12 protein-coding genes are annotated in these 18,127 nt (G+C 72.3%); 6 read left to right on the plus strand and 6 right to left on the minus strand.

Annotation, left to right across the window (positions count from 1 at the left end):
- The 4 genes from ABEA26_RS26950 to ABEA26_RS26965 form a co-directional block, all read left to right on the plus strand.
- Window positions 1-2,123 (plus strand): hypothetical protein (locus tag ABEA26_RS26950; protein WP_345595947.1); only part of this gene is annotated, 2,123 nt, incomplete at its 5' end.
- A 271-nt stretch (window positions 2,124-2,394) separates the two neighbouring features.
- Window positions 2,395-2,961 (plus strand): eCIS core domain-containing protein, encoded by a 567-nt coding sequence (locus tag ABEA26_RS26955; RefSeq protein ID WP_345595948.1) that lies wholly within the window; start codon window positions 2,395-2,397, stop codon window positions 2,959-2,961.
- 90 nt (window positions 2,962-3,051) lie between these two features.
- The gene (locus tag ABEA26_RS26960) at window positions 3,052-4,512 is read left to right on the plus strand and encodes an RICIN domain-containing protein (RefSeq protein ID WP_345595949.1); all 1,461 of its coding nucleotides are present in this window, start codon (window positions 3,052-3,054) and stop codon (window positions 4,510-4,512) included.
- 95 nt (window positions 4,513-4,607) lie between these two features.
- A complete protein-coding gene (locus ABEA26_RS26965; protein WP_345595950.1) occupies window positions 4,608-6,071 on the plus strand; it encodes an RICIN domain-containing protein in 1,464 nt (487 codons plus the stop codon).
- Window positions 6,072-6,262: 191 nt separating this feature from the next.
- Here ABEA26_RS26965 and ABEA26_RS26970 read toward each other — a convergent pair whose 3' ends face one another.
- The 3 genes from ABEA26_RS26970 to ABEA26_RS26980 form a co-directional block, all read right to left on the minus strand.
- The gene (locus ABEA26_RS26970; protein ID WP_345595957.1) at window positions 6,263-8,380 is read right to left on the minus strand and encodes an ATP-binding protein; all 2,118 of its coding nucleotides are present in this window, start codon (window positions 8,378-8,380) and stop codon (window positions 6,263-6,265) included.
- 20 nt (window positions 8,381-8,400) lie between these two features.
- Window positions 8,401-9,204, minus strand: a complete 804-nt coding sequence (locus ABEA26_RS26975; protein WP_345595951.1) for a Pvc16 family protein — start codon at window positions 9,202-9,204, stop codon at window positions 8,401-8,403.
- A gap of 182 nt (window positions 9,205-9,386) precedes the next feature.
- On the minus strand, window positions 9,387-10,076 hold the full coding sequence (locus ABEA26_RS26980) for a helix-turn-helix transcriptional regulator (RefSeq protein ID WP_425587905.1): 690 nt from the start codon (window positions 10,074-10,076) through the stop codon (window positions 9,387-9,389).
- Between the two features lie 399 nt (window positions 10,077-10,475).
- On the opposite strand from ABEA26_RS26980, the gene ABEA26_RS26985 reads away from it, so the two are divergent.
- Window positions 10,476-13,733: a helix-turn-helix transcriptional regulator gene (locus ABEA26_RS26985; protein WP_345595952.1), complete on the plus strand. Its 3,258-nt coding sequence runs from the start codon at window positions 10,476-10,478 to the stop codon at window positions 13,731-13,733.
- 148 nt (window positions 13,734-13,881) lie between these two features.
- On the opposite strand, the gene ABEA26_RS26990 is transcribed toward ABEA26_RS26985, so the two are convergent.
- Window positions 13,882-14,766 (minus strand): aminoglycoside phosphotransferase family protein, encoded by an 885-nt coding sequence (locus ABEA26_RS26990; protein ID WP_345595953.1) that lies wholly within the window; start codon window positions 14,764-14,766, stop codon window positions 13,882-13,884.
- 187 nt (window positions 14,767-14,953) lie between these two features.
- Window positions 14,954-16,456, minus strand: coding sequence for an MFS transporter (locus ABEA26_RS26995; RefSeq protein ID WP_345595954.1), 1,503 nt, complete (start codon window positions 16,454-16,456; stop codon window positions 14,954-14,956).
- Between the two features lie 173 nt (window positions 16,457-16,629).
- On the opposite strand from ABEA26_RS26995, the gene ABEA26_RS27000 reads away from it, so the two are divergent.
- Window positions 16,630-17,328, plus strand: a complete 699-nt coding sequence (locus ABEA26_RS27000; RefSeq protein ID WP_345595955.1) for a pentapeptide repeat-containing protein — start codon at window positions 16,630-16,632, stop codon at window positions 17,326-17,328.
- A 79-nt stretch (window positions 17,329-17,407) separates the two neighbouring features.
- Here ABEA26_RS27000 and ABEA26_RS27005 read toward each other — a convergent pair whose 3' ends face one another.
- Window positions 17,408-17,908 (minus strand): hypothetical protein, encoded by a 501-nt coding sequence (locus tag ABEA26_RS27005; RefSeq protein WP_345595956.1) that lies wholly within the window; start codon window positions 17,906-17,908, stop codon window positions 17,408-17,410.
- Window positions 17,909-18,127 lie beyond the last annotated feature (219 nt).

Raw genomic sequence — 18,127 nt, forward strand, 5'->3', positions numbered from 1 at the left:
CCGCGGCGAAGGCGTTGAAGGATGCCGAGGCCGAGGTGGAGACGCTCACGCGGAAGGCCGAGGCCGCGGCGAAGGCGTTGAAGGATGCCGAGGCCGAGGTGGAGACGCTCACGCGGAAGTCCCAGGCCGCGGCGAAGGCGTTGGAGGACGCCGAGGCCGAGGTGGAGAAGCGGGCGACTGCCGAGGGCGAGGCGGAGGGGCAGGCGGAGCAGGCTGTGGCCGCCGCGCGGAATGAGGCGCAGGCCTGGGTCGCGGCGTTGGCGAAGGCGAAGGAGCAGATGGGTGGATTCGAGAAGGCGGCAAAGGAGGAGAAGGAGAAGGTAGGCCCCGCGAACGAAAAGCAGACGGATGCCGCCGCTGCCGTGAAGAAGTGGGCCAAGCCTGTGAATGACGCGCAGGAGGCGGTGGCCGCTGCCGAGGTTCTGGTGGAGGACAAGGAGGGCAAGCGCGAGACCGCGGCGAAGGCGCGGGTGGCTGCGGAGGCCGCACTGGAGAACCTGGAGAAGGACAAGGAAACGGCGCAGGGACAGCTGAGTGAGGCTGTGACGGAGCAGAAGACGTACGAGGCGGCCCAGGCGGGGGCACAGGAGGAGGTGAGGAAGGCTCACGCCGACGCGAGTGTCCACAGACGGGCGGAGACCGAGGCGCGGACAGAGGCGGCGGCCGCGGCGCGGGAGCAGCTGCGGGCGAGGAAGGCCGAGGCCGCGGCACGAGAGGCTGCGGCCGAGGTGAGGAAGAGGATGGCGAAAGCCGCGGAACAGACACCGCAGGCGGCAGAGCCGGGTTTCCTGGAGAAGGCCAGGACGAAGACCAAGAGCGCCCTCAGTCTCACCAATGCGAAAAAGAGGCTCGATCCGAGCGACACGGCCGTCCTTCGCGGCAGTGCGCCCTCAGGAGTGGCAGCTCAAGCACATGCGAAAGATTCGAACACCGAAGTGAAGTTCGGTGGCCCGCCACAGCTGCAGTTCGAGTCCGGGTCCAACGCCGCCGTCTCTGTCCTGGGGGCTGTCAACGACGGGCGCGGCTACCTCTCCGCGAGGAAGGTCAAAGACGCGAAGGGAGCCGAGGCCCACCAGGCGGACAAGGACAAGAAGGGGAAGTCCGCCGGCTTCTTGACGAACTCCCTCATGACCATCAGCGACGGGCTGAAAGTGGGCAACGCCGCGATGAAGAACAAGGGCGTCGCGGAGGGGGTGACAGGTCTCGGGGAGGGAACCGGTGTTCTCACCGCAGTGTTCTCCGTAGGTATCGGCGCTCGTGAGAGCCGAGTTCTCCATCGCACCAAGCATAAGCGCCGTAATCTCGTGAAGCATTCTCTGAAGGATGTAGAAGCAGTTCGGGGTCGAGCGCTTCAGAAGGTGCTGGACCGCTTGGGTGACGTGAATGCGGAGCTGGCCGCCACAACGGCCGGGCTGTCGGGCCCGCAGGCCGGCCCGACTGAGGAACAGCTGAAATCTCTTGGCGAGTCCCAGGCAGAGGCGGACAACCTGAGGAAGGAGTTGATGGAGCATCTCGCCAGCGGCCAGCAGTACGCGATAAAAAAGCAGGACAGGAAAATCGTAAAGCGTGCGGTCAACCTGGGTGGAAACGTCATTCGTACCGCGGGTGGCATCCTGGCCGTCGTAGCCCTCGCCGGGACGCTCGCCACTCCGGCCGCACCCGCCGTGGGCGCCGGTGCGGCGGCCGCACTGGGTGGCCTTGCCGCCTATAAGGGAGGTAAGGGGGGCTACAAGCGCGCCATGGAGGTGCGGCATCCTGCCAAGTGGGCCCGAACCACGTTGGCTCAGGGGGAAACCGAGTTCACCGAGAAGACCGAGGAAACCGAGGAAAAGGGCAGCAAGCGGAAGGCTACGGCGGAAGCCTTCAAGGTGACGAAATCCGTCGGGCAGGGAGAGCGTCAACTCACGGCCCAGGAAATCTATGCGCTCGCAGCCGGGCCGGCCGTCCCCGTGGGCAAGAACGTACCCAAGGAAGCTCGTGACAAGGCGCGTGAGCTGCTCATAGACCTCAACTGCACCCCTGAGAAGCGTAAGGAGTCGAAAGAGGAGTGGGAGGACTCGCTCAACGACCCCGATCGACAGGAGGACTGGGAGAAGTACATAGCCAAGCAACTGGCCTCCTGAGTGCCACCCGTCGCGCCCGGTCGCCCTCGCTTCCGCCGGGCGGTGCACGCGTCCCGGGCCGCCACGTCGTCCGCCGGCGACGCTGCCCCCGACGTTGCCCGCCCGGTCCTGCCGGTGGCCGGGACGGTCCGGTAAGGCTGGTGGTCAGACATCCGGTGTCGAAGGGAGCATGGTGCGCGCTCACGAGGAAGCCGCCGATCAGAAGGCCGCGAGGGGCGGTCAGGCTCCGCGTCGAGCCGTGACAGCGCCCATCGGCGTGCGAGGCGGGCCGATGACCCCCGCGACGGCCCTGGCGCTCCAGCGCTCCGTCGGCAACCGGGCGGTCGCACGCATGGTCGACCAGGACCAGCACGTGCACGGTGCCGGGTGCGGGCACGGCGGGGTCGAGGACGGCAGCCCCGAGGGCCAGCGCCAGCTCCTGGACGCGGCCATGGCCACGCCGAGCCGCCCGCTGGCCGGATCGGTGCGCTCCGAGGCCGAGTCGTTCTACCAGAACGACCTCTCGCCCACCCGCATCCACGACAGCCCGATGGCCCAGCGCGCCACCGTGGCGCTGGGCGCCCAGGCCATGACGGTCGGCACCCACGTCTTCCTCGGTCCGCAGGCGACCGGCCGCAAGGATCTCATCGGCCATGAACTGGGCCACGTCGACAAGAACCTCAGGGGCAACCGGGAGACCGGCAACAACAACGGCGCCGGAGTCACCGTGACCGACCCCGGCCAGGACTCCGAGCGGACGGCGGCGGCCGACGGCGCGGCCTTCGCGGCGGGGGTGCAGACCGCGCCGTCCGTCGTCGCCCAGCGAGCGGCGACGGAACACGCGGACGACGCGGAATAGCTCCGACCGTCGCACGAACGGCCTTTTCGGGCAACCGGGTCTGCCCCGGCGCCTTTTGACGGCGTCCCGGTCCGTCCGTAGCGTCTCCGTGTGACCCTATGGACCTCCCTGGAGCCCGCGTCCGCCACCGTCGACCCCGGCAGCAGCACGTGTGTGCGCCTGAGGGTGCGTAATACCGGTGATGTTGTTGATGAGTACCGGTTCGAGCCGGTGGGGGACATCGCTCCCTGGACGGTGGTGGAGCCGCAGACGTTGCGGTTGTATCCGGGGACGACGGGGACGGTGGAGCTGACGTTTGCTCCTCCTCGTTCGCCGGATGCGGTGGCGGGGCCGAATCCTTATGCGGTGCGGATCACTCCGACGGAGCATCCGGACGCGGTGACGGTGCCGGAGGGGAATCTGACGGTCACGGCGTTCTCCGAGGTGCGGGCGGAGTTGGTGCCGTCGACGGTGAAGGGGCGTTTCCGGGGGCGTCCGAAGCTGGCGGTGGACAACCTCGGTAATACGAAGGTGACGGCGTCGGTCGCGGGCAGTGATACCGGGGATCATCTGTCGTACGAGATCCGTCCGGGGAACGTGCAGATCGAGCCGGGTCGTGCGGCGTTCGTGGAGACGACGCTGAAGCCGCGGCAGATCATCTGGTTCGGTTCGAAGGAGGAGCGGCCGTACACGTTGGCGGTGCGCCGGTCCGGGGTCGATCCGACGGAGGTCGAGGGTACGTATGTGCAGCGGGGGTTTCTGCCGCGCTGGCTGGCGACCTTTCTGGGTATCGCTCTCGCGTTGACCGTGGCGTTCGTGATGATTTGGATCGCCTACAAGCCGCAGGTCCGCACCAGCGCCACCGAACAGCTGGAGCAGACGGGCACCGAGCTCGCGCCCAGCCCCAGCGCCGACGCGGAGAAGCTGCCGAGTGGGGCCGAGTCGGCGCCCGTCGAGCAGCCCCAACCGGAGCAGCCGTCGGGGGAGCCCAAGAACGACGCCGGTGGCGGCGACGGCGACGGTGAAGGCGGCGGGGACGGCGGCGGTGGTGAGAAGCAGGACAAGAAGCCGGCCAAGGAACCCTCCGTGGTACCCGCCAGCAACGTCCTGCTGCGCAACACCGTCACGAAGATGTGTGCCGAACTCCCCGGACGTGAGGGAGGGGAGATCAACGGCCCGGTCCAGCAGTCCGCCTGCCGCGAGGGCGTCGCCGACAACCAGGTCTGGAACCTGGAGGTGAAGTACCCGAAGGCGGGCCCCGGCGGGGTGCCGCTCTTCCAGATCCGGAACATCAAGGACCAGCTCTGCATGGACCTGCCCAAGTTCGGGGCCGCACCCATCAAGTCGCCGATCACCGAGTTCCCCTGCAAGGGCACGGACGCCGACAACCAGCTCTGGTGGGCCGACAAGCAGAAGAGCGGGGCGTACTGGATCCGCAACGCCGCCAGCAACAACAAGTGCCTCAACGTGGAGGGCTGGAGCGACGGCGGCGAGTTCGCCAAGCTCACGCTCTTCGACTGCCTGGACGGCGACGACCAGGAGTGGGAGATTCTCACCAAGCTGAAGGACTGACGAGGACACTCGGGCCACAGCGCGGGGACGTCGGGGCAATCGGTTGTGCCCCGACGGCTCCTGGCCGGGCTCTTGCCGGTGCGTAGCCTCGCCGTGTGAGCCTGTGGACTTCGCTGGAGCCCGCGTCCGCGACTGTGGACCCCGGCAGCAGTACGTGTGTGCGCCTGAGGGTGCGTAATACCGGTGATGTTGTTGATGAGTACCGGTTCGAGCCGGTGGGGGACATCGCTCCCTGGACGGTGGTGGAGCCGCAGACGTTGCGGTTGTATCCGGGGACGACGGGGACGGTGGAGCTGACGTTTGCTCCTCCTCGTTCGCCGGATGCGGTGGCGGGGCCGAATCCTTATGCGGTGCGGATCACTCCGACGGAGCATCCGGACGCGGTGACGGTGCCGGAGGGGAATCTGACGGTCACGGCGTTCTCCGAGGTGCGGGCGGAGTTGGTGCCGTCGACGGTGAAGGGGCGTTTCCGGGGGCGTCCGAAGCTGGCGGTGGACAACCTCGGTAATACGAAGGTGACGGCGTCGGTCGCGGGCAGTGATACCGGGGATCATCTGTCGTACGAGATCCGTCCGGGGAACGTGCAGATCGAGCCGGGTCGTGCGGCGTTCGTGGAGACGACGCTGAAGCCGCGGCAGATCATCTGGTTCGGTTCGAAGGAGGAGCGGCCGTACACGTTGGCGGTGCGCCGGTCCGGGGTCGATCCGACGGAGGTCGAGGGTACGTATGTGCAGCGGGGGTTTCTGCCGCGCTGGCTGGCGACCTTTCTGGGTATCGCTCTCGCGTTGACCGTGGCGTTCGTGATGATTTGGATCGCCTACAAGCCGCAGGTCCGCACCAGCGCCACCGAACAGCTGGAGCAGACGGGTATCGAGCTCGCGCCCAGCCCCAACGCCAGTGCCGGCGAGGAGAAGCTGCCCAGCACGGAGGAGCCGGCCCTCGCCCAGCCCCCCGCGCCGCAGCAGACCACCGATAAACCGAAGGACGAGGGTGGCGGTGGTGAGAAGGACGGCGGTGGCGACGGTGATGGCGGTGGTGAGAAGCAGACCGAGGAGTCGGCCGGGGAACCCGATGTGGTGCCCGCCAGCAGGGTCCTGCTGCGCAACACCACCACCGAGTTCTGCGCCGAGCTCCCGGGACACGAGAAGGGACAGATCAACGGCCCGGTGTGGCAGTCGGTCTGCGATCCCACCGATGCCGACAACCAGCTCTGGAACCTGGAGGTGAAGTACCCGAAGGGCGGACCCGGCGGGGCGGCGCTCTTCCAGATCCGGAACGTGAAGGACCAGCTCTGCATGGACCTTCCCGAGTACGGAGCCAATCCCATCAGGACGCCGGTCACCGAGTTCACCTGCACCGGCACGACCGCCGACAACCAGCTCTGGTGGGCCGACAAGCAGAAGAGCGGGAACTACTGGATCCGCAACTTCGCCGGCAACAACGCGTGCCTGGACGTCGCCGGATCGAGCGTCCGCGTCATGGACGCCAAGCTGATGCTCTACGACTGCGCCAACTCCGACGACGCGGAGTGGCAGATCCTCCCGTCGAACCAGGCCTGAGGCCCGCCCGCTCCGGCCCCGTCTCACGGGGCCGGCCCGGACCGGGTCGGCGGGTTCCGGGTCTGGTTCGGACCGGGTCGGCGGGTCCCGGGGCTGGTCCCGAGTTGCGTGACGCCGGCCGGGCAGCGACGGCAGGCGTCACGGCCGGGCAGCGACGGCGGGCGTCACGGCCGGGCAGCGACGGCGGGCGTCTACCAGACCGCCTCGCCCGGCACCAGCCGGCCGGCCTTGCGGTACTCGCGGCGGGCGCCCTCCAGGAGGTCGTCCGCCATCACGTGGTCCCCGCGCCCGGCGGCGAGGTAGGCGGCGGTGACCACCGCGCTGCGGATCGAACCGCCGGCCAGCTCGAACTCCCGGGCCAGCGGAGACGGATCGATGCCGTCGTCGGACGGCACGTGCACCAGACCGTGCCGCCACAGCGCCAGACGCTGACCGGCGTCCGGGAACGGGAAGTCGACCACCAGGTCCAGGCGCCGGGTGAACGCCTCGTCGATGTTGGCCCGCAGGTTGGTGGTGAGCAGGGCGATGCCGTCGAAGGACTCCAGGCGCTGGAGCAGGTAGGCGCTCTCCATGTTGGCGTACTTGTCGTGCGCGTCCTTGACCTCGGAGCGCTTGCCGAAGACGGCGTCGGCCTCGTCGAAGAGGAGTACGGCGTCGGTGCGGTCGGCCTCCGTGAAGATCCTCTCGAGGTTCTTCTCGGTCTCGCCGACGTACTTGTCCACGACCGACGACAGCTGGACCACGTAGAGGTCCAGGCCCAGGTCGGCCGCGACGACCTCCGCCGACAGGGTCTTGCCGGTGCCCGACTCGCCCGCGAACAGGCCGAGGACCCCCCGGCCGCGTCCGCCGCCCGCGCTGAGCCGCCAGTCGCCGAGGACGCGGTCGCGGTGGCGGGCGCGCAGGGCGAGTTCGTGCAGCTGGACGAGGGGCTTGTCGGGCAGGACCAGGTCCCCCCAGTCCACGTCGGGCCGGATCCGGCGGGCGTGGCTCTCCAGGCCGGAGGCCGACTGCCGGCGGGCCGCGAGCCGGACGTGGGCGGCGGTGAGCGGGGTGCCGTCGAAGGCGGCGAGGGAGCGGGCGGCGAGCGCGGCCCGCTGGATGCGGTCGCCGCCGAGCCGGTAGGGGGCGACGGCGTCTGCCAGGTCGAACGTCTCGCTCTCCGGTCCCAGCGCGGCCTGCCAGGCGGCCGCACCGCCTGCCAGGCGGCCCGGAGCGTCCAGGATCAGCGGGTCGGCCGGGGACCAGTGCGGGTCGTACGGTCGCGGGTCGGTGAGCAGCACGGTCACGTCCGTCGCCGCGGTCAGCGCCCGTACCAGCGGGCCCGGCCGTTCGGGCAGGCCCGACACCACGACGGCCCGACCGGTGAGGCGGGCCTCGCGCAGCAGTTCGGGGACGTGGTCCTCGGGCCGGGAGCAGCGCAGCGCGTCGATGCCCACGGCGTCCAGGACGGAGGCGAGTGCGGCCAGTCCGTCGCCCTCGCGCGGTTCGCGCAGGTAGGCGGTGAGCGGGCCGTCGTGCAGACGGGCGGCGAGGCGGCGTACGAAGTCGTCGGCGCCGGGTGCGGGCAGCGGGACCGGCATCGGGTGCAGCAGGTCGAGGAGGGCGGCGTCCGGGGTGTCGTCACCGAGCAGGTGGCCGATCAGCCGGTCGGGGGCCCGCAAGGAGCGGGTGAGGAAGGGGCGCTCCGGCTCCTCGACCTCCAGCAGGCCGAGGGTGCGCAGCGGCGCGGAGGCGTGGAACCGGGCCCGGGCCGCCGCCTGGTGCGGGGGCACCCCGCACAGGTCGAGGGCGAGACCCACGGTGGCGCGACGGCGGCTCACGTCGTCGTTGAGGTAGCCGTAGAGCGGCTCGAAGGTGCGGTCGATGTCGGGGGCGAGGGCGATGAGCAGGAGCGCGGTGTCCAGCTCGGTCAGCCGCGTGCGCCCGGCCAGCCAAGCCAGCCGGTCGCCCCGGCCGGCCCGCCCGCCGGCGGACCCGTGCGGCGGGGCGGCGTCGAGAGCGCCGAGGGCACCGGCGGCATCGGTATCGGCATCGGCAGCGGTGGTGGCGTGGGGAGCGGTGACGGCGCTGTCGGCGGTGGTGGCCTCGGGACGGTCGCCGGGCGGCCAGGCGCGCAGCAGGTGCTGTACGGCGTCGTTGGACAGGTACAGGCCGCGCAGCGGGTCGTCGGCCGTGGGGTCGTCGGCCGAGCGGTGCTCGACCAGCGCGGCCACCCGCTCCCGCAGGGCGGTGAGGCGGGTGAGCAGCGTGTGGGCGGGATCACCGTCGTACGGGCCGAACGCGGGGCCACCGGAGGCGGCGGTCGACATCGCCCGTACGGAGGGGGCGTTCACGGCTGGTCCGTACGGTCTGCGCGGTCCGTACCGCCCGTGCGGTCCGTACCGCCCGTACGGCGGTCTGCCGGGTCCTTGTGGGCGGTACGGGCCGCCGGGTTCTCGCGGGTGGCGCGGTCTGTCGCGTCCTTGCGGGCGGTACGGGCCGCCGCTTCCTCGCGGGCCGTGCGGGCCGCGGCCACCTGGTGGGGGCGGTGGGAGCGCCCTTCGGACTCCGGCGGGTCGCCGTCCATACCGCGCAGCCGGACCGTCGCGCCCTCGGTGACCGGGGGCCCGGCGTCGTACTCCGGGAAGGCCGGGAAGGGCGCGGTCACCACCAGGTCCAGGGACGGCTTCAGCTCACCGCCCAGGGCGGACCAGATCTCGGCGAGGGAGCGGGACTCCGTCTGGATGCCGGCCACGGTCAGCGGCATCGACAGACCCAGCGCTCCGAGGGAGCCGGGGAGTTCGTCGGACGGCAGCAGCTCGCGGGGCAGCAGGGTCGCCAGTACGGCCGACAGCAGCCGGTGTTCGTCCTGCGGGGTCTTCGTCCACGCGGTCAACAGGTACGACAGCCGGAACCAGCGCGGCGGCTGACGGCGCCGCACCACGATGTCCCGCTCGTCCCGCACCGCGATCTGGCCGCGCTGGCGCCGGTTCACGTCCTCACGGATGTCGTACAGGTAGGCGTTGACCACGGGGGCGTTGCGCCGGGCCGCCCAGTCGCGGGTGGGTGCCTCGAAGGCCACGTCGATGCCCGAGCCCGTCAACGCCCCGCCGCGGAGGAGGCTCTTGAGGACCTCGTCCACCTCGTGGATCACTCTTGCGCTCCCGCCCTGCCCGTACTGCTGTTCCGTCGGCCCGCCCGCTGCCGCGACCTGTCACCGGTTGTCACCGATCGTGCCCCGGGTGCCGACCTGCCCGCAGGCGCGCCGGGGACGGCGGAGGGGCAGGCCGCCCTGCCCTCGCGGCCCCGTGGGGCCGGTCTCGAATGCCCTTTCGGTCAGATGTAGCCTTCCCGTAGGGCATAGGCCACGGCGTGCGCGCGATTGCGCAGGTGAAGCCGAGTGGTGAGTCCGTGCATGACGTTCTTGACGGTCCGTTCGGAGTAGGACAGCTTGCCCGCGATCTCTCCGGTGTCGAGGCCCTCGGCGACCAGACGCAGGACGTCCACCTCGCGGGGTGCGAGTCCCAGCGAGGGGGCGCCGGGGCGGCCCGCCGCGCCTCGATGCAACGTGCCCACCTGGGAGATGAGTCGGCCGAGCAGGTCGGCGGGCAGGTCGCCGTCGCCCCGGGAGGCGGCCAGCACCGCCTGCACCAGCCGGTGGGCGGTGGCCTCGTGCCGCCAGACGATGGCGCCGACGCCGCACTCGACGACGTCCAGCAGTTCGTTCTCACGGATCGCGCCGACGACGAGTACGGCGCGCGCGCCCTCGCTGCGCACGATCCGGCGCAGCCGGGTGAGCGCCGCCTCGTCGAGGGCGTCCTCGACCAGCAGGGCCACGGTGCCGGGGCCGGAATCCTCGCGCAGGTCGATCTCCGGGTGCCGGCGCAACTGGCTGACCGCGCCCTCGCGGCTGATCGGGTCCGGAGCGGACACCGCCACCGGGACGCGCCGGTCGGTGACCCCGACGGTCGCGCCGGTGCTGGTGCCGATGGTGGATGTGGTGGTGGTCCGGGGTGAGTTGAACAACCGTTTCCCCCCTGTTCACGAGCCCGCCGTCCGGCGCAGGCCAGTAGCGGATGAGCGTGTTCCACACTTCTGTGACGGCTGGGACCGCGCAATCGTGGAGCACCACGAGGCACACCACGAGACCAGCGCGGAGACTGCCACGAGCGACCTCTCGAACGAGCGTTTTAGCAGGTCAGAGGGGTCTTGCGGAAAGACGCGCAGACATGTGGTGCCGACTGCGCGGCACCGTGAGCCTCGCCACAACCACAACCAGGATCACAACCGTCGGTGCGGACACGGTCACAGCCGCCGCCCGGCCCACCGGACATCGTTGCCACGGGTGGGCCACTTCACACCACCGGTGACCGCATTCGTACGTCTCACAGAGCGGGGGAGCATCATCCACCACAGGAGGCACCGATGACCGGACCGCTCCGTGAACGCGACGACGCCCACGCGCTGCTCGCGGCCGAGACCGAGCGCGCCCGGACCGGCACCGGCGGCCTCGTCCTGCTGCGCGGCGCCACCGGCACCGGCCGCACCGCCGTCCTGGAGGCCGCCGTCCGGCACGCCGCGGACCGTGGTCTGCGGGTGCTGAGCGTGCGCTGCTCGCCCGAGGACACCGACGTGCCCTTCGCCACGGTCTGTCAGCTTCTCGGTCCGGTGCCGGAGTTCACGGACCTGGTGCCCGTCGGCGACGACCGCGGCAGCGCGGCCCGGCTGTGGCGGCTGCTGTGCTCGTACGCCGCCGAGGGGCCGCTGCTGGTGGCCGTGGACGACGTCCACCTGGCCGACGCCGCCTCGCGGCGCTGGCTGGTCGAGGCGGTCCGGCGCGTCGACCGATTACCGGTACTGCTGGTGGCCACCGAGCGCAGCCAGTACGACATCGAACCGCGGCCCGCCGGGCTCACCCAGGCACTGTCCCCCTCCCTCGTGCGCACGCACACCCTCGCCCCGCTCAGCGACGCGGCGGCGGCCGGGCTGGTCCGGGAGGCCTTTCCCGCGGCCGGACCGCACTGGACGGCCCAGTGCGTACGGGCTGGCGCCGGCAGCCCGTTGCTGCTGCACGCCCTGCTCGACGACCTGCGCGGCATCCCGCGGCCGGGCGGTCCCTCGTCCGACGGCGCGCCGCCCCTGCCCGACACCTGCGCCGCGCTGTATCCCGGGGCCTACCCGGCGGCCGTCTCCTGGTGGCTGAACAGCGCCGGGCCCGCGACGGCCGACGCGGCCCGGTGCCTCGCGGCACTGGAACAGGCGTGGCCGACGGGCACGGACGAGGTCCCTGCGGACATCCCTGTGGACGTCCTGGCGGACGCCTCGACGGGCGACCCGACGGACGACCCCGCGCACCGGCCGGGCGGACGTGGGGCGGTCCGGTATGCCCTCGTACCTCCCGGCGCGGACCCGCCCTTCGCCGCAGCGGCCCCTGAGTCCGCGCAGTACGCGCAGTACGCGCAGTACGCGCAGTCCGTGCAGTCCGTGCAGTCCGCGCAGCACGTGCAGTACGCGCAGTCCGTGCAGAACGCGCAGGGCTCGCAGGGCTCGCGGCTCTCCCCGCCCACGCAGCGCGGCGAGGACGCGGGACACGCGTGGCACGACCCGTATACACCGCGCGCTCCCCGGGAGGGCGGCCCGTACGCCCGGCTCGCCCCCCGGGGCCGTGCGGCCGAGGCGGGGGCCGGGGATCCGGTCGACCTGCTCGCCGAGGCGGCAGGCGCCGACCCCGCGCGGGTCGCCGGGTGGCTCACCGCCATGACCCGGCTCGGCTTGCTGCGTCCCGACGCCGAAGGCCACCCCCGCTACGCGCATCCGCTGCTGCGGGACGCCGTGCTCACCGGCTGGCCCCGGCCCCGCCGGGAGGCCGCGCACCGGGCGGCGGCCGAGGCGATGCTGCGCCGGGGCGACCGGGTCGAGGCGATCGCCCGGCATCTGCTGCGGACGCCGGTCGTCGGCCTGCCATGGGCGTTGCGCGTCCTGCGCGACGCGGTCACGGTCGCCGTGCACGACGCCCGCCCCGACGACGCCGTCGGCTATCTGCGCCGGGCCCTGGACGAGGCGCTGCCGGACGGCCTCCGCCAGCGGCTGCTGACCGAACTGGGCTCCCTGGAGTACGCGTCGGCCGACACCCCGGCGGCCATAGCGCGCCTCGCCGAGGCCCAGCACCTGCCGGCCGATCCCCGCAACCGGGTGCGTACGGCCGTGGCCCTCGGCACCGCCCTGGCCGGACGCGGTGAGATCCGTACGGCCATGGAGGTGCTGCGCCGCACGGAGGGCCGGCTGTCCGGCCACCCGGGCCTGACCCGCACCGTGCAGACCGCCGGCGCGCTGCTGTCCGACGTGGACCTGGCGACCCGGCAGGAGGTGTACCGGTGGCTGTGCGAGACCGGCGAGCACTCCCCGGAGCGGGTGGGCACCGCGGGGCAGGCGCTGCTCGTGCGGTACGCGGCGACGGCCGCGCTGATCTCGGCCGAGGAGGCGATGAGCCGCGTACGAGCCCTGCTGGCGCAGCCCGCCGACCCGCTCGCCGAGCCCTTCCTGCTGGGCACGGCCGCCGCGGTCGCCCAGTGGGCCGACGAACTCGACGAGGCGGACCGGCTCGTGGAGCGAGGCCTGGCCGGACAGCATCCCGCCCTGCTCCACCCGATGCAGCACGCGCTCCTCAACACCCGCGCCGACATCGCCGCGGCCCGCGGCGACCACGCCAGGTTGCTCGCCGCCGGCCTCGGCCCCGGCCTCGGCCCCGGCCCCGGCTCCGGCCGCGACGCGGCGGTGGGCGGGATGTCGGCGCCGTCCGGCACCGGGCCCACCAACCGGGACGCCCACGCCCTGATGGCCCTGGTCCACACCGGCCGCACCGAGGATGCCGGGCGGCTCGCGGGCGCCTTCGACCTGCGCCGGGCGCCGGAATCCTGGGAGCTGAACCGATTCCTGTACGCGCGGGGCGTGCAGCGGGCCGCCGCCGGCGACCCGGCCGGGGCGATCCACGACTTCCTGGAGAGCGGACGGCGCCAGTCGGCCCGCGAGGTGGTCAGTCCGGTCGTCACCCCGTGGCGGACCGCGGTCGCGGAGTGCCGGCTGGCGCTGGGCGGCGGCCAGGAGGCACTCGCCCTGGCGACGGAGGAACTGCGGCTGGCCCGGGTGTGGAACACCCCGCGCACAGTGGGCCGCGCCCTGCGCGTGCTGGGCACCGCGACCGGTGGGCGGCGCGGCCTGGAGCTGGCCGAGGAGGCCGTACGCACCCTGCGGGACGCGCCCGCCGACATCGACATGGAGCTGGTCCCGGCGCTCATCGCCCAGGGACGTCAACTCACCGCCGCCGGTGAACGCGGCCGCGCCCGCGACTGCCTGCGCGAGGCGGCGGAGCGGGCCGAGGGCAAGGGTGCCGTGCGGCTGCTCACCCTGGCCGGGCAGGCCCTGCGGGAGAGCGGCGCCCGGGGCCCGGTGACGGCCCGTACCGGCTCCGGAGCACTGACCGGCAGCGAGCGCCGTATCGCCGAACTGGCCGCCGCCGGCCGGACGAACACGGAGATAGCCGACCTGCTGCACCTGGCCCGGCGCACCGTGGAGACCCACTTGACCAGTACGTACCGCAAGCTGCGGATACGCCGCAGGACCGAGCTGCCCGGCGCGCTGGCCCGCGGCCCGGCCAAGAACGTGCGGTCCACCGCTCAGGACTGAGGACCGGCGGGGGTGCGAACCGCCCTGCGCGGCGTGCGGTTGCGCGGGTCGGCTCCGCGTGGCGTACGTTTTCGCGGTCCGCCCCTGCGTGGCGTGCGGCCCGGGGGTCGTCCGCCGTCTCGGCGGGCGGCCGCCGGACGGCCGGCGCTCACGCCGTCGTGCGCAGCAGCCGCCCGATCTCCAGCTGCTCGGTCTCCAGCGGGTCGCCGTCCTCCACGTTCCACAGGCAGTTCTGCAGGACGCGGCCGAGGGTCCACGCGCGGGCCCGCTCCCGCTCCAGCCCGAGGACGTCGGTCATGGCGTCGAAGCGCCACCGGGTCTCGTCCGGGTCGTAGCGGTTGTCGAGGGCCGGCAGCAGGTCGAAACCGGGGTCGCCGGCCAGCGGCTTGGGGTCGATGGCGAGCCAGGGGGCGCGGTCCGCGGCGAGGACGTTGTCGTAGTGCAGGTCCCAGTGCAGCAGCCGGTCGCCGGGCTCGTCCGCGACCTCGCGCACGGCGGCGGCGCAGTCGGCGACCAGGCGCCGGTCGGCCGGGTCCGGGATGCGCTCCAGCGCCCTCGGAGTCCGCTCCACCATGTCCCGCGCGGCGTCGCCGAGGCGCCGCACGCCGGGCGGCGCCGGAACCCTGGTGAGGTGGGCGAGCAGCCGGGCGATGACGAGGACGGCCTCGCGGGAGTCCTCGACGTGGCTGAGCGCACGGGCCGAGTCCAGGCGCTCCAGGAGCATGGTGCCGGTGGCCGCGTCGTGGTCGAGCAGTCGCACCGCCCCGTCGCCGTCCCACAGCCGCAGGGCGACGGGCTCGCCCTCGGTCTCCGCGTCGAGGATCTGGAGTTTCAGCGCGGCCGGTGCGCCGTCGCGGCGTACGACGGGCAGTACGAGGGCGGCCCAGCCGTGCATCGACGGCCCGTCGAGGCGCAGTTCCCAGCGGTCCAGGAAACCGGCCGCCAGCGCGGGCAGCGCGTCGATGAAGGCGCGGCCCGCCTCTCCGTTGTACTTCGCCTGCGCGACGGCGAGCGCGTCCGGAACCTCGATCATGTCGGGCGACGCTACCGGTGGGCTGCGTGGCGGTCACGCGGTTTTCGGACCGGGCGCGAGAGCCCCGGGCGCGAGAGCCCCCGGGCGCGGGCGCCCTGGATCGCGGCCCCTCCTCTCGGGTTGCCGGTTCCTCTCAGGCCACCGGTTCCTCTCAGGCCACCGGTTCCTCTCAGGTCACCGGTTCCGGTCAGGTCACCGGTTCCGGCACCGGCCGTTCGGCCGGGGGGCCGTACTTCGGGGCCTCGGCCGTCACCATCAGGCCCGCGATCAGGGCCGCCAGCAGCATGACGCCGGCGGCCAGCCAGATGGCGACCGTGTACCCGTGGACGATGCCCTCCCGGACGACCGACTCCCGCTGCGACGGGTCGGTGAGGTGGGAGGCGATGTAGGAGGCGCTGGTGCTCGTGGCGATGGTGTTGAGCAGCGCCGTGCCGATCGATCCGCCCACCTGCTGGGAGGTGTTGACCGTCGCCGAGGTCACGCCGGAGTCCCGCGCGGCGACCCCGGCGGTGGCGGTGGAGAAGACCGGCATGAAGGTCAGGCCCATGCCGAGACCCATGAGGATCAGTGCGGGCAGGATCTCGGAGGCGTACTCCGAGTCCACGCTCATCCGGGTGAGGATCACCATGCCGCCGGAGGCCAGGAGCATGCCGGGGACCATCAGCATGCGAGGGCCCACGTGGCGCAGCAGCCGGGCCGAGATCTGGGTGGAGCCGATGACGATCGAGGCGGTCATCGGCAGGAACGCGAGGCCGGTCCGTACGGGGGAGTAGCCGAGGATGGTCTGGAGGTAGTAGGTCATGAACAGGAACATCCCGAACATGCCGACGACGGCCAGCATCATCGTCAGGAAGCAGCCGGCGCGGTTGCGGTCGCGGATGACGTGCAGTGGGAGCAGGGGGCTCGCGGCGCGGGCCTGCCACCACACGAAGACCGCGAGGAGTGCGACGCCGGCGGCGAACAGCGCCAGCACCAGCGGGTCGGTCCAGCCACGTGGCTGCGCCTCGCTGAAGCCGTAGACGAGGGCGACCAGGCCGCCGCAGCCGAGGAACACGCCGGGGACGTCGAGGCGTGCGTCGGATTGACCGGGGCGGTCGTTCAGCAGGACCAGGGCGCCGATCACGGCGGCGACGGCGATGGGGATGTTGACGTACAGGCACCAGCGCCAGTTCAGGTACTCCGTGAGCACGCCGCCGACGAGGAAACCGACGGCGGCGCCGCTGCCGGCCAGGGTGCCGTAGATGCCGAAGGCCTTCCCGCGCTCCTTCGGGTCGGTGAAGGTCGTCGCCAGCAGGGAGAGCGCGGACGGCGCGAGGACGGCGGCGAAGACACCCTGGAGGGCGCGGGCGCCGAAGAGCATCGCCGGGGTGGTGGCGGCACCGCCGATCGCGGACACGGCGGCGAAGCCGATGAGCCCGATGACGAAGGTGCGTCTGCGTCCCACCAGGTCCGCGACCCGGCCGCCGAGCAGCAGCAGCCCGCCGAAGGCGAGGGTGTAGGCGGTGATCACCCATTGGCGGTTGGTGTCGGACATGCCCAAATCACGCTGCGCGGAGGGCAGCGCGATGTTCACGATGGTCGCGTCGAGGACGACCATCAGCTGGGCCAGGGCGATGACCACCAGCCCCCACCAGCGGTGGGGGTCGGCCTCCGCGGGCGCGGCCGGCCCACCTGTCCGGATGCCACTCATCTGGACAGAAGACCACGAAAAGGGGTGTATCGCATCACGTTGCGTCAGTTGCCTCACGCCGCGGAGGCCGTGGGCGTCCGAACGCCGGCGAACGACACCTCCGGGAGCCGGGGCGGAGGACTGGTTCCGCAGCTCGGCGCCGGTTGTCAGTGGTGGGGTGCAGCATGGGGGGCATGGTGAGGAGAGCGGCGGGCGACGGCAGGGGTACGAGGGCGACGGTGCGGGCGGCGCGGCGCCCGGAGCTGCGGCTGCCACCGCTGGAGCCCCATGACGGAGCGGAGCTGGAGCCGGACGGGGACTACGACGCGCTGGATTTCCGGGAGACGGACTTCGCCGGGCAGGACGGTGCGGGGGCCCGCTTCATGGACTGCGCGCTGACGGGGTGCGCGCTGGACGAGGCGTCCCTGACCCGGGCCCGGCTGCTCGACTGCGTACTCACCGGCGTCCGCGGCGTCGGTACGCGGCTCGCCGAGGCGACCCTGCGCGACGTCGAGCTGGTCGACGCCCGCCTGGGCGGCACCCAGCTGCACGGTGCCGTGCTGGAACGGGTCCTGGTCCGCGGCGGCAAGATCGACTATCTCAACCTCCGCCGGGCCCGGCTCAAGGACGTCGTCTTCGAGGGCTGCGTCCTGGTCGAGCCGGACTTCGGGGGCGCCCGCCTGGAGCGGGTCGAGTTCGTGGACTGCGCTCTGAAGGGGGCGGACTTCAGCGCGGCGACCCTCACGGACGTCGACCTGCGCGGCGCCGCCCCGCTGGAGCTGGCCCGGGGTGTGGACCGGCTGTCGGGGGTGGTGATCAGTCCGGCCCAGCTGCTGGACCTGGCACCGGTGCTGGCGGCGGAGCTGGGGGTGCGGGTGCTGGCGGGGGAGTAGCGGCGGGGAGAGCGGGGCCCAGGGAGCAGGGCGGGCCCGAGGCGGAGCCTGATGGGCACCCGGGGGAGGCCCGGGGTGTTCAGGAGACCCGGGGGAAGCGGGCCTGGAGGGTCCAGACGGCCGGGTTGTCCGCCAGGTCGTCGTGCATGTCGGTGAGGTCGGCGATCAGGTCGTGCAGGAAGTCGCGGCACTCCCGGCGCAGTTCGGTGTGGGAGAAGGAGAGCGGGGGCTCGCCCTCCGGCAGCCACTCGGCCTCGATGTCGACCCAGCCGAAGCGGCGCTCGAAGAGCAGGCGGTCGGTGGACTCGGTGAAGTCCAGCTCCGCCCGCTGCGGCCGGGCGGCCCGGGAGCCCGCCGGGTCCTGGTCGACACGCTCCACGATGTCGCACAGCGCCCAGGCGAAGTCGAGCACCGGCACCCATCCCCAGGCTGTGGAGATCTCCCGGTCCGCCTTGGTGTCGGCGAGATACACGTCCCCGCAGAACAGGTCGTGCCGCAGCGCGTGGACGTCCGCGCGGCGGTAGTCCGTCTGCGGCGGGTCGGGGAATCGGGTGGAGAGGGCGTAGCCGATGTCGAGCACGCAGCCGATGGTGTCACGGCCGTGGAACCGGCCGCCCCGTGCCCTTCGTGAGTCATGGTGGCGGTCGGCGCAACTGCCTTCGGGGCACCGGGTTTTCTCAGGGACGACTCGTGTCTCTATCCTCATGCGCACGGTGTCGCCAGGAACGAGGGAGCACGATTGACGCTCCCCTCCCCGAAGGGAGGGGTTTCTTACGGCTCGCGCCGTGAGATTTCCTGC

This window comes from Streptomyces marokkonensis (assembly GCF_039539045.1).
GTDB lineage: Bacteria > Actinomycetota > Actinomycetes > Streptomycetales > Streptomycetaceae > Streptomyces > Streptomyces marokkonensis.